General features: G+C 32.5%; 11 protein-coding genes. 2 read left to right on the top strand and 9 right to left on the bottom strand.

Features of this window, described 5'->3' with window-relative positions; genetic code table 11:
• Window positions 1-159 precede the first annotated feature (159 nt).
• A complete protein-coding gene (locus tag Ctaglu_RS02550) occupies window positions 160-1,794 on the top strand; it encodes a HEAT repeat domain-containing protein (RefSeq protein ID WP_124997749.1) in 1,635 nt (544 codons plus the stop codon).
• A gap of 70 nt (window positions 1,795-1,864) precedes the next feature.
• Here Ctaglu_RS02550 and nadE read toward each other — a convergent pair whose 3' ends face one another.
• From nadE to Ctaglu_RS02505, 9 genes are all read right to left on the bottom strand, one after another.
• Window positions 1,865-2,668: an NAD(+) synthase gene (gene nadE, locus Ctaglu_RS02545; RefSeq protein WP_124997747.1), complete on the bottom strand. Its 804-nt coding sequence runs from the start codon at window positions 2,666-2,668 to the stop codon at window positions 1,865-1,867.
• A 76-nt stretch (window positions 2,669-2,744) separates the two neighbouring features.
• Window positions 2,745-3,554: an RnfABCDGE type electron transport complex subunit B gene (gene rnfB / locus Ctaglu_RS02540; protein WP_124997830.1), complete on the bottom strand. Its 810-nt coding sequence runs from the start codon at window positions 3,552-3,554 to the stop codon at window positions 2,745-2,747.
• Window positions 3,555-3,583: 29 nt separating this feature from the next.
• Window positions 3,584-4,165: an electron transport complex protein RnfA gene (locus Ctaglu_RS02535; RefSeq protein WP_124997745.1), complete on the bottom strand. Its 582-nt coding sequence runs from the start codon at window positions 4,163-4,165 to the stop codon at window positions 3,584-3,586.
• On the bottom strand, window positions 4,165-4,788 hold the full coding sequence (gene rsxE, locus Ctaglu_RS02530) for an electron transport complex subunit RsxE (protein ID WP_124997743.1): 624 nt from the start codon (window positions 4,786-4,788) through the stop codon (window positions 4,165-4,167). Before rsxE ends, Ctaglu_RS02535 begins: the two co-directional genes overlap by 1 nt.
• A gap of 1 nt (window position 4,789) precedes the next feature.
• Window positions 4,790-5,374 carry an RnfABCDGE type electron transport complex subunit G gene (locus Ctaglu_RS02525; protein WP_124997741.1) on the bottom strand — a complete coding sequence of 195 codons (585 nt, stop codon included), beginning with the start codon at window positions 5,372-5,374 and terminating at the stop codon, window positions 4,790-4,792.
• A gap of 6 nt (window positions 5,375-5,380) precedes the next feature.
• Complete coding sequence (locus Ctaglu_RS02520) at window positions 5,381-6,373, bottom strand: RnfABCDGE type electron transport complex subunit D (protein WP_124997739.1); 993 nt, start codon at window positions 6,371-6,373, stop codon at window positions 5,381-5,383.
• A 13-nt stretch (window positions 6,374-6,386) separates the two neighbouring features.
• On the bottom strand, window positions 6,387-7,730 hold the full coding sequence (rsxC, locus tag Ctaglu_RS02515; protein WP_124997737.1) for an electron transport complex subunit RsxC: 1,344 nt from the start codon (window positions 7,728-7,730) through the stop codon (window positions 6,387-6,389).
• Window positions 7,731-7,798: 68 nt separating this feature from the next.
• Window positions 7,799-8,218, bottom strand: coding sequence for a SoxR reducing system RseC family protein (locus tag Ctaglu_RS02510; RefSeq protein ID WP_124997735.1), 420 nt, complete (start codon window positions 8,216-8,218; stop codon window positions 7,799-7,801).
• A 573-nt stretch (window positions 8,219-8,791) separates the two neighbouring features.
• Window positions 8,792-10,486: a M3 family oligoendopeptidase gene (locus Ctaglu_RS02505; RefSeq protein WP_124997733.1), complete on the bottom strand. Its 1,695-nt coding sequence runs from the start codon at window positions 10,484-10,486 to the stop codon at window positions 8,792-8,794.
• 200 nt (window positions 10,487-10,686) lie between these two features.
• Between Ctaglu_RS02505 and Ctaglu_RS02500 the strand changes: the two genes are divergently transcribed.
• Window positions 10,687-13,083: a YcdB/YcdC domain-containing protein gene (locus Ctaglu_RS02500; RefSeq protein ID WP_124997731.1), complete on the top strand. Its 2,397-nt coding sequence runs from the start codon at window positions 10,687-10,689 to the stop codon at window positions 13,081-13,083.
• The last annotated feature ends 144 nt before the right edge of the window (window positions 13,084-13,227 follow it).

Here is a 13,227-nt window from a genome sequence, read left to right as displayed (position 1 = left end):
ACCAATATAATACCATACTTATAATAAAAACAGATAAAACACTAATATCCCCCCATTACCACAAAATATAAGGTATAATTAAAGTTATTAAATTAAAACATAAGAGGCAAAACAATTAATAATTGTTTTGTGCCCCAGCGAACTACAGGAGGGAAACAAATGATAGAAATAAATGATACAGTTACAGCTCTCTTAGAGAGTCTAAAAACCGCAGATGATAAACAGAGATCTGCAATAGTAAATAAGCTTTCCTTAGATTATAATAATGCAATTCCAATGTTATGGTCAAAAATAATAACTGAAGAGGACCCAAGGGCAATTCTTTCTGTTATGAGGGATATTTTAAAAAAAGAAAAACCAAAGGGCATGTTCAAAAGAACCATTGGTAATTCCAAAGAAAAACTTAGCGCTCTTCTTTCACATCCAGATCCAAAAGTTAGAAAGAATGTATGTGGTGTTATTGGAGAACTAGGAGATCCTGCATATTTAGAAGCACTATATAATGCCTATAACTCCGAGGATAAATTATTTGTAAGATATTCTTATGTACTTGCCATAGGAAACTGCGGTAGCATTCTTGATGCAGAAAAGTTAAAGAAAATGTTTGAAGATGTAGTAATGAACGAAAAAGCTTGCAGAGAGGATAACTCACTAATAACAACTAATAAACATATTAATGAGGAAAAACTTGCACTTACAAGGGCCATAGATAAATTATCCCCCCCTATACGCCATGAATTTAAAGGATTTAAAGAATTTGAAAATGCAGTACCTATGATACTCACAGTTATGAATTATCAGTATCAACACACTTTAAAGGAACTTGAAGAAAAATCTATAGACGGTAGACTTGTAGATGATGGTATTCTTATTTATGAGAATGATATAGATCAGGTTTACACCTGCAGAACCTTTTATGAACTTTTATTTCCGCTAGATGAGTGTGAAGAGCTGCAATTTGATTATAAGGTAATCGCAGCTGCAATTATAGATGCAAATGTTGTTGATTTCTTAAATCAGTGTCATGAATGTGATTCTAATTCTCCTTTTTGGTACAGAGTTGAATTTAAAACTATGGATGCCAGTCGCGAACGTTCAGAATTTGTAAAAAACTTATCAAGAGAACTAGATGAAATTTCCTGTGGAGGTTTAAAAAATAGCCCCTCCTCCTATGAAGTCGAAATTCGAATAGTTGAAAGAAATAATCTCTGCAGCGTATTTATAAAACTATATTCCTTTGCAGATAATAGATTTGACTATAGAAAAAATGAAATAGCTACCTCTATAAATCCAGTAACTGCAGCTATTGTAGTGAAATCTATAGAAAAATGGTTAAAACCTAGTGCGAGAGTTATAGACCCTTTTTGTGGTACTGGAACAATGCTTATTGAAAGAGCTAAACTCGCTGTGGTAGAATCTTTAACAGGCGTGGATATATATAGAACCGCTATTTCAGCTGCAACAGTAAATTCTAAATTAGCTAATGTGAATATAGATTTAATAGATGAAGATATATTAGATTTTTCTACTACCTACCTTTTTGATGAGCTTATAACAAATATGCCTTTTGACAATAAGTCCGCCACCCATAACAAATATGCGGAGCTTTATAGTGAATTTGCAAAAAAAATTCCTAGCCTTGTAGTCTCAGGTGGAATGGCCTTTGTTTATACAATAGAAAAACAATTATTTAGGGAAGTTCTAGTAGATAATGAAGAGCTTGAACTTCTTCAAGAGATAAAAATTGAAAGTGGTAGACTTACACCACATATATTCGTATTAAAAGTAAAATAAATAACAGTTCAAAAAAATCATAAAAGAAATAGGTCACCTAGCTATTAGGTGACCTATTTCTTTTATAAATTTATTCAAACCACCAGGCATCTTTTGGTGTCACTGGTGAATGTCTTTTATGTTCAGACCTTGTATACAAATCCACTATTTCATTCTCGTATTCTTCTGAAATGTCATCTCCCCTTAAATACATGCAAACCTGGTGATTTATTTCTGTTACTTCTTTTTGATTGGCTTCATTATCCCAGGTACCAGTGGTAGACATTTTATCAATTATAGATTGAGGCGCACCAAATATTTTCGCCATTTCGTAAATTATGCCTTTTGACAATCCAGCAATTGGTTGTATATCTGATGCATCGTCACCATATTTAGTTACCATTCCAAGGGTTAGCTCAGACACATTTGTTGCTCCAGCAACTAAAACATCATATACTTCAGCTACTCTATATACTACAGTCATTCTTATTCTAGCTTTTGTATTTCCTATATCTACCTTCGAAGGTGGTAAATCACGAAGTAGCTCAATGGATTCAATTACAGGACCCATTATATCATAAGTTTTAAATACATCTGGTTTTATAATATTTTTTGCAAGTTGTACATCAGCCATATCTGGTTTAATCCCAAAAGGAAGAGATAAATTTATTAAATATAGTCCTGCTTTTTTAATAAGCATACTTGTAACAAAGGTATCTACCCCCCCTGAAAGATGACAAACATAACCCTTTTTGCCAGTATGCTTTGCATAGTTTTTTAAGAAAGTGCAAGCTTCTTCTATCATTCTAATTGCATACTTCTGATCTGATTCATTTTCAAGAGGACAGGGTATACCAATTTCATTCATTATTTGTTGTTGTTTAATTTTGTTCATATCGTGCCTCCTTAAATTTGTTTGTAAGTATATTGTAACACACAATATGCTATTTCTCCCATAAATTTAACATAGGTCACTGACTAAATTTTGAAATTGCTCCCGTTGGGCATTTATGTAAGCAAGTTGATTCACTACACTTTGAAACACAAATCTTACTATCTACTATAGCTATATTATTCTCAATTTTTATTGCACCATGTTGGCAATTCTTAACACAAATTCCACACCCAATACAGCCTACGCTGCAGACTTTACGTACTATAGCACCTTTGTCTTTTGAATTACAATTCACAGCTATAGGAACTCCAATGGGAACCAATTCAATAACTTTTTTCGGGCAAACTATTTCACATTTTCCACAACCTGTACATTTTTTACTGTTAATAATTGGTAGGCCATCTTCACTCATTGTCATTGCATCAAATGGACAACTTCTGACACAGGTTCCAAAACCAAGGCAACCATATTGACATCCCTTATGTCCTCCCTGTAGTAGCGTTGCAGCAACACACTCTTGTATGCCCTCGTATTTATAAGCTTTAATAGCTTTATCTTGATTACCAGCACATTTTACAAAAGCCACTCTTGGTTCCATTTCTAATGCTGCTTTACCAGTTAATTCCCCTACCATTTTTGCAACAGCCGATTTACCTGGAATGCAAAGATTTGGCTGCACATCTGGATTTATAACCACAGCTTCTGCATAGGCCATACAACCAGCATATCCACAGGCTCCGCATTGACCTTTTGGTAATATATCTTCAACAATATGAATCAAGGGATTTACTTCAATGGCGAATTTTTTATTGGCAACCGCCAAAATCAAACCAAACACTAGTCCAACTGATGTCATTACAACTAAAACCGCAATTGCAATACTCATATTACTCATATTAATTTCTCAGCTCCTTTCTATACTGGTATCATACCAGAAAACCCCAAGAAGGCTAAAGCGAGCATTCCAGCTAAAATAAATGCAATACCGAGCCCCTCTAGTGGTTTAGGTACATCTGCGAGTCTTAATTTTTCTCTTAAACTTGCCATGAGGATAATTGCCAACGCAAATCCTAATCCAGAACCAATGGCAGAAACCGCACTTTTCATAAATGAAAAATTAGACTCTGCATTTAATAATGGAACCCCAAGCACAACACAATTTGTAGCAATTAGTAATAAATAAATACCCCACATATTATATAGTGTAGGAGCGTATTTTTTAATAATCATCTCTAAAAGCTGCACAAAGCTAGCAATCAAAAGTACAAATACTGCTGTCGTTAAAAATGTTAAATGAAGTGGAGCTAGCACAAAATGGAATACCGCCCATGCCAGCATTGAACTAAGAGTCATAACAGAAGTTACAGCCATGCCCATACCAATAGAGGCATTTAAACTATTAGAAACTCCGAAGAAAATACAAAGTCCTAGAAACCTTGTTAAAACGAAGTTATTTACAACTACCGCAGAGACAAACAGAGTTAAATATTCACCCATTATACTTCACCTCTCTCAAGTTTAACTTTTTCCATATGCTGAGTCAGCATCTTGAAACCAGCCACCATATAACCAATTAATATAAATGCACCTGGGGGTAAAATCATTATAAGTGCAGGGTTATACCAAGAACCAAGCACTTGTATGCCAAATATAGCTCCTGTACCTAAAAGTTCACGAATTATTCCAATTGATAAGAGTGCAAGTGCAAAACCACACCCCATTCCCAGTCCATCGAAAAATGATGGTAGCACTGAATTTTTCGAAGCAAAAACCTCTGCTCTAGCTAAAATAATTGCAAAAACAACAATCAATGCTAAATATATACCTAATGCCTTATAGAGCAGTGGCGCATATGCCTGTAATACCAGCTGTACTACTGTAACAATTGTTGCTACAGATGTAATATACACCGGTACACGAACCTTAGGATTTACTACTTTTCTAGAAATAGATACAATAGTATTATTTACAGTAATAACAAACATTACTGCAAGACCCATAGTTAATGAATTTATGGAGTTACTGGTTACCGCCAGTGCTGGGCAAAGACTAAGTGCAAGAACAAAAATCGGATTTTCTGCAATAATCCCTTTTTTAAATATATTCCATAACTCTCTCATATTATTTTCCCCCTACAAACTGTGTAACTTGTTGCACAGCTTCTTTGATACCTTTGGTTACAGCCTTTGAAGAAATGGTAGCTCCAGTCATAGCTTGAATATTATTTTCTTTTGATTTATCCTTTACCACTTCTAAATCCTCACTTTTTTTACCCTTAAATTCACTTCTAAAAGCGTCTTTACCCGCATTATCTCCAAGCCCTGGTGTCTCATTACTGGATAATATAGCAAAGTCAATAATTTTACCTTGAGGTGTAACGGACACAAGCATTTTTATAGCTCCACCATATCCTTTACTCTCTGCTGGAACTACATAAGCAATTACTTTCCCATTCTTTTCTGCTGTAAACCAATCTTTTTTTCCATTCAAGGGCTTAAAAGTTTCTGCATCTTTAACCAATGCTTTCATTGCATCATTCTTCATAGTAATCGCATTTTTTGCTGCAACTGGTGCTGTTATGAAATAGGTTCCAGCAATAATCGCACCTGATATGAAACAAGCAACTGTTAAATTTATAGCAATTTGAAAAATACTATATTCTTTATTATGCAAAACCTTATGTTCAACATTATTCTCATCCGACATTTTTCACTACCTCCTTGCTCCAAATTTAACTGGCCTTACTAATTTATCAATAAGCGGCGTAACTGCATTCATTAATAAAATAGAGTAACAAACCCCTTCTGGATATCCACCTTTAAGCCTAATTAAGACAGTAAGCGCACCAGCTCCTATAGCAAAAATCACCTGTCCTTTTTTTGTAATTGGAATGGTAACCATATCTGTTGCCATAAAGAATGCTCCAATAATCAAGCCTCCAGCCATCATATGGAAAACCGGATCTCCAGTAAATAGACCTACTGGTCCAAATACCCAAGTTAAAATACCTACTGTTCCAATCATAAATACAGGAACATGCCAATTTACATACCCTTTATAAATTAAATAGATGCCTCCAAGAAGTAATAAAACCGTAGAGGTTTCACCAATACTCCCATTCCGAGTACCAATGAACATTGCCTTATACATTTGAGGTACGCTTCCAAATGTATCGATAAGCTTTCCATATCCTTGTTGTTTTAAAATATTTAAAGGTGTTGCAGTAGTTACTACATCTACACTTGTACTAAGTTTTGACCAGGTTGTCATTGCCACAGGCCATGACACCATAATAGCAGCCCTACCAATGTGAGCTGGATTAAAAATATTATACCCAAGTCCTCCCATAGAATGCTTTGCTATAACTATAGCAATAAATGAACCAACTATTGCCATATACGGTGGAATGGTAGGCGGTAAACACATTGCAAGCAATAGTCCTGTTAAAAAAGCACTTCCGTCAGAAATAGTTATTGGCTTTTTTCTAAGTTTTTGTACTATATACTCTAGTCCTACTGCTGATAAACTTCCCACAAGCAATGTAATTAGTGCAGGAATCCCAAAATTATAAATTGCAAAAAGCGCAGCTGGCGCTAGAGCCAAATTCACAGTCCACATTATTTTAGAAATAGATTCTTTTCCACGTATATGTGGAGATGTTGAAATTGTAAAGAGATTATCTTCTAATTTTACTTCACTATTCATATAAATTGCACCCCTATTTTTTTGCTGCATACGCTGCATTTAGTTTTGCAGTCTGCGCTGCATTTTGCATCTTACAATATCTAATGTATTGTACGATATTTCGTTTAGCAGGGCATACATAAACACAGCTCCCACATTCCGCACAGTCTAAAAGATTTTGTTCTTCCTTTGCTTCTTGATAAAGGTTTTTCTGCCCCAAAATACTGAGCATACCTGGATTAAGTCCACAAGGACAAACGCTTACGCATTTTCCACAACGAATGCAAGGCGATTCAGTGCCGTTATTCACATCTTTTTTAGTTAAACCTAAAATTCCAGAAACTCCTTTAATAATAGAAACCTTTAAATTTGATTGAGCAAATCCCATCATAGGACCACCCATAATAACTTTAGCTGGCTTTTCTATAAATCCACCACAATTATCAATAGCCTCTTCGAATGTTGTTCCAATTCTAAGCAAAAGATTTTTAGGTTCTTTTACAGCACTTCCACTTATAGTTGTTACTCTTTGGATAAGTGGAATTCCTCTTACCACTGCATCATAAATTGCAATAACCGTGCCTACATTTTGAACTACTACTCCTACATCCATTGGCAAATTACCAGAAGGAACCTCGCGATCTGCCAAGACTTTAATAAGCATTTTTTCCGAACCTTGTGGATATTTAGTTGGGATTTCCTTCACCTGCACTGTAGTTCCTTCAAATGCTCTTTTCATTGCAATTACTGCATCAGGTTTATTATCTTCAATTCCCACATATGCTTTTTGAACCCCAAGAACCTTCATCACTATTTTTACACCAGTGCAAATTTGCTGCGAATATTCTAGCATCATTCTATGATCTGCTGTTAAATAAGGCTCACATTCTGCTGCATTCAAAATAAAAGTATCAATTTTCTTTTCTTTTGGTGGGGATAATTTTACATGAGTAGGAAAAGTGGCGCCTCCCATTCCGACGATACCTGCATCTTTAATGATATTTCCTATTTCATTGCCCTTTAACTTCTCCCAATCTCTTTCACAGGGAATTCCTTCTACCCACTCGTCTTTGCCATCATTTTCAATTACAATAGAAAGACACTTTCCGAATACTACATGAGGGTATTCTGCCACCTCTTTAACCATTCCGGATATTGATGCATGGACAGGACTGGAAACAAAAGCATCGCTACTTGCTATAACTTGTCCCTTCTTTACAAAATCCCCCTTAGCTACAATTGGTAAGCAAGGAGCACCTATATGCTGTCTCACCGGAATAATAACCACACTTGGAAGTGGTGCTATTTCTATAAGCTTATCGGCGGTATAACTTTTATTACCATTTGGATGTATTCCTCCACGAAAACTTTTTATCAATTTTTTACACCTCTTTTAACATATTTAAAGTATATTTAGTTATATATACATACTAACTCTTAAAAAAATCAAGATAAGCTCCGAGTAATAACAGGTTGCATTTTCTTATTATTATGAGCAAATTTATCGAAAATTTTTATATTTAATATTGACAATATAAATGTTAGTGTTCCGCCTACAATTTGAAAACCTCTCACAGAATAACCAAATTTCATTGCTATTGCCTTACCAGCAATAACTCCTAATAAAATAGCAATAAGAGGTACTATATATACAACAAAGGCCGCCATTAGCATATTTGTCTCTTTCACTTCGAATGCAACTCTTTGTCCAGCTTTAGCCCCAATTAAATTTTGAGCTTCTATGATAAGTGCACTATCACCCGGGCATGCACCACAATTTTTACATTCACCATGCCTACCTACTTTGACTTTAGCCATATTGCCTTCCAATATTTCAATTATAATTCCTTCTTCTTCTTTTACCACAGATACATTTACCCCCTATTACTGCAATATTAATTATGTTTATAATGCTACTCAATTCTCGTGCCTACCTTCTGTCGAATTATGCATTTGTTGAACTTCCATTACTTAAGATAGTTTTAAATGGAATGAAAGTCAATAATAATTATATTTTTAACATATACTTCTATAATGTTATAAATATTTGAAATAAAAAAATATGTCTTTGAAAATGTATACAGCATATTTTGTATTTATATTTTCTATTCAACTTACTAATGTTTTCAACAGTATTTTAAAATATTAATCTCTTATCACTTTTATTCGTTAGTGCATTCTGTAGCATTCCTTTTTATCAGTACTATAACAGTTTGTACTAAAAATAAAAAAAATATTTCATGTTTTTTAAATATTATTGATATAATCGTTAAAATAATAACTATTCGACAACTGCCTATGTTCATGGTGTTAAGCTTGTGTTTTAGCCATGTAAAGGCTATCGGTTATCATGTAATCCACCCTTAAAAACCTCATTTAAATATGTAATATGAAATCAAAAAAAATCCAATAGAATATCATTCTACTGGATTTTTTTGTTTATAGTTTTGTATCATCAACACTATCAAGCCAATTTTTAATATCACCTATAACTGATTTAATACAACCATCATCAAATGGTGACTTTAAATTAGCAAGTTCTACTAATCCCAAGAATGATTTGCTACCACCAGCCGCGCAGAGGTTCATATAATCTGCCATAGCATTTTCTCTATTATCATTAGCCTTTTTAAAGAATTGAAATGCACAAACTTGAGCTAGTGTATAATCTATATAATAGAAAGGTGAACCAAAAATATGTCCTTGTTGATACCAAAAGCCCCCTCTTTCTAAATAATCATTTCCAGCGTAATCTCTATGTGGTAAATATTTCTTTTCAATTTTTCTCCAGGCTAATTTTCTTTCAGTTGGCGATGCTTCGGGATTATTATAAACAAAGTGTTGGAACTCATCAACCGTTACTCCATAAGGTAAGAATAAGAGTGCTTCACTTAAATGATTGAATTTATATTTTAATTCTTCTTCTTCAAAAAACAAATTCATCCATGGCCAAGTTAATAATTCCATGCTCATAGAGTGAATTTCAGCAGCTTCATTAGTTGGAAAATTATACTCAGGCACTTCATATTTCCTACTACAATAAGCTTGGAAAGCGTGTCCTGCTTCATGGGTTAACACATCTACATCACCAGACGTACCATTGAAGTTTGAGAATATAAATGGTGATTTGTACTTCCCTATAAATGTACAATAACCACCGCCAGCTTTACCTTTTTTACTCTCTAAGTTCATAAGCTCATTATTAATCATGAAATTAAAAAATTCTCCAGTTTCCTTAGACAATTCTTCATACATTTTTTTACCATTGTTAACTATCCACCCAGGATTACCCTGTGGTTTTGCATTTCCACTTTTAAAACTTATTCCCTCATCATAATAATACAAATGAGCAAGGTCTAGACGTTTACATTGTCTTTCTCTTAATTTAGTAGCCATAGGAACGATAACTTCTTCAACTTGTTTTCTGTAATTTGCAACCATTTCAGCATTATAATCTGAACGAAGCATACGATCGTATCCAAGTTGCACGAAATTTTCATATCCTAATTTTTTAGCAATTTTAGTTCTTACTTTTACTAGACCATCATAAATTTCATCTAATTTTATTTCATTTTCAGAAAAGAAATTATATTTAGCTTCATTTGCTCTTTTTCTCATATCCCTATCAGTGGATAATCTGAAGGGTGTTAATTGAGATAGTGTTCTTTCTTCACCTTCAAACATTATTTTGGCAGAAGCAATTAATTTAGTATATTCACTAGATAACTTATTTTCCATCTGTAAATCTTCAATTATCTCTGGGGAAAAAGTTTTAATATTTAAAGTTGCCATATTAAAAAGTTGCTTGCCCCATTTTTCTTCGAGTTCAGGTCTAAATTTCGAATTAATAAGCGCTTCATAATACTTGGCAACTAGGCCTTGGTATATAGGCATGTTTTCGTCAATGAAATCCTGTTCTCCTTCATAAAAAGCATCAGTTGTGTCAATAGTATGACGTATTCCCACAAGCTCTGCCATTGATTCTAAATCACCTCTTAAGTCATTGATTTTAACCATAATTGAATTTGCATCATCAAAACTAGCACAAGTATTAAATTCAGTTAATAACTGCGTGAACCCTACGACTAGCTCTTTCATATCCGGTCTTTTATACTGCATTTCTGTAAATTTCATAATATTCCCCTTCCTGAGTTAAAATGGTATATTTTTATAGTATTTATATTATATTCTCTAAAAACTAGTTATTTCCTTCAAAAACAAAAAAATAACTATAAAACATAAAAATTTACCAATATTATTGTAACATTAATAAAAGCTGAGTCGTCTATATTGTAACGAGAAACTATTTTCGTTTAAAGGGGGAGTACTAAATTATGAACAGAAAAAAAATATTTTCATTACTACTATGTTCAGTATTTATATTTACATCATTTTCAACCGCATTAGCAGTACAAGTACAGCCTAAACTTGAAAAAATCATGTATAAAACTGAGGTTAATCCTCAAAATCAAGATTTAACCTATGTTACTAATGTATCGCCAGAAATCGAGAAAAAAGTTAAAATTTCTAAGCAGGAAGCGCTAGATATAGGGAGAGCTACCTTCAAAAAATATTTTAATACTAATATTTACGACTCTAAGTTTTCAGTTAGAATAAGTCTTGATAATTATAACAATGGTGGAGCCGAAGATTACATTTGGAATATATCTTGGAGCAAAAATAATGTTTTAAAAAATGTAAATTATAGTGTTTCCGTAATTGCAAATACCGGAAAAATAAAGTCCATTGACAATTCAGAATATAATAGTGATGACAATAATTCTATACCAACTATTTCCTTAAAAGAGGCCAGCGAAGTTGCAGATAATTTTGTTAAAAAGATTGATGCAGACAAATTTTCTCAAGTAACTAGAGTAGATAATGACTTTTCTCAATATTACAGAAATGGTTCAGGTTCTTATTCTTTTTCTTATATAAGGAAAGTTAATGGCGTTGAATTTACTGACAATAAAATAGAAGTAAATGTAGATGGAACTCGTGGAAACGTAACTTATTATGATATAAATTGGGATGATAAATACACATTTCAAGATATAAAGAGTGTTATTAGCAATGAAAAAGCACAGGATATTTTGAAAAATAATATAAGCATGGACTTAAAATATGTAAATTATTATGATAGATATGACGATACTCACAAGAAAAAAGAAATTAAAGTTGTATATTCACCATCATTTAAAAAAGGAAATACTATAGATGCTAGTAGCGGTATTTTTATGGAGGATAATTTAAATAATTCTTCTAATTTAATCCTTAAAGATTTAAATGAAAAAGAAAAAATTGATTTCTATAAAAAATATAGTGAAGTTAATGTGGCTAAAGAACCTATAAGCGAGGAAAAAGCCAAATCTACAATTAAAGATATCATTAAAGATCTTTATGGTGATGGCTATAAATTAGATCCACTTGCTTACGATGAAAGTTCTAACTTAAATGGTGAAAACGAAAAAACTTGGTCAGTACAATTTTATAAAGATGAAAATAAAAAATATGAAGAAGGCGGTTCAATAAGAATAGATGCTTTAACCCAGGGTGTAATATCCTGCTCCAAAAATAATAAATACGAAGAAGAAAAAGATTTTAAAGCAAATTTAACTTGGGATGAAGCTTATAATAAAGCAATTAATACTCTAGCTAAATATTATCCTTCTCAAATAAAAAATATTAAAACTCAGCAAACTCATTTTGATAAGTCAAATGAACCTAAAGAAAATAACAATAAAGAAAGACAGATTTATTTTAATTTTGCAAGAACCGAAAATGGCATAGCATATTATGAAAATAATATAAATTTAGTAGTAGATTTAAAAACTGGAGAAATAAACACTATAAATTACAGATGGGAAGATGGATTAAATTTTCCATCCTTAGATAAGAAAATCTCGGAAAAGGATGCTTTAAGTAAGTTTTCACAGAAATATAAGACAAAACTAGCCTATAATTTAGTAAATACAAGTAAAGACCTTAAAAACCCAAAACTTGAAGCAAAACTTATATATGCTATAGATTATTATAAAGCTAAGCAAGTATTAGATGTGGATGCTTTTACTGGTAATTTCGTAAGCTATGATGGTGAAGAAGTTAATGAAAATATTCAAACCTTTATGAATGATATAAAAAATAGTAAATACGAAAAGGAATTAAGTATATTAGCATATAAAGGACTGTTAAACACAAAAGATTTTAAGTTAAATAAAGAAGTAACTCAAATAGACCTAATTAAATCACTAGTAGATGCTAAAGGTTTTAGACCTTATGTAATGGTGAGTGAATCATCAAAAGATTCGAATGTTAAAGCTAATAATTCAGCACCAGTTGAAGAATTAAAAATAAAAGGAGTCACTAAAGGCACTCAGGACTATAAATATCTTCAAATGGCAGTTTCTTATGGAATAATAGATAATGAAGAAGTGGAATTTAAGGGATATACAAAGGTTACAAGAGAAGAAATGGCAAAAATCCTTGTACGATTTATAAACTACCACAAAGTAGTGGAATGTGGTGATATATTTAAAGCTAATTTTAAGGATACAGACAAATTGTCTAAAGGCTATTTAGGTTACGCTGCCCTTGCTGAAGGTTTTGGCTTAGTACAACTAGACAATGGCAATTTTAATCCTAAAAACATTTCAACTATGGAAGAATTAACACTTGGTATATACAAATCACTTAATAAAATCAGATTTAATAATTATCCTATATATCGTTAATATAAGAATAACTAACCTAGGTACAAACCCAAGTCCCATATCTTTTCCGTAAACACAAAGATCCAGCAGAATATTATTCTACTGGATCTTTGTTATTTATACCTACATTTAAATGACTTTTAATTTTTAAAATTTCCATATCAT

Source organism: Clostridium tagluense (genome assembly GCF_003865095.1).
GTDB classification, from domain to species: domain Bacteria; phylum Bacillota; class Clostridia; order Clostridiales; family Clostridiaceae; genus Clostridium_AD; species Clostridium_AD tagluense.
The sequence above is the reverse complement of the archived record's forward strand: the minus strand, read 5'-3'. Positions and strand labels throughout refer to the sequence as shown.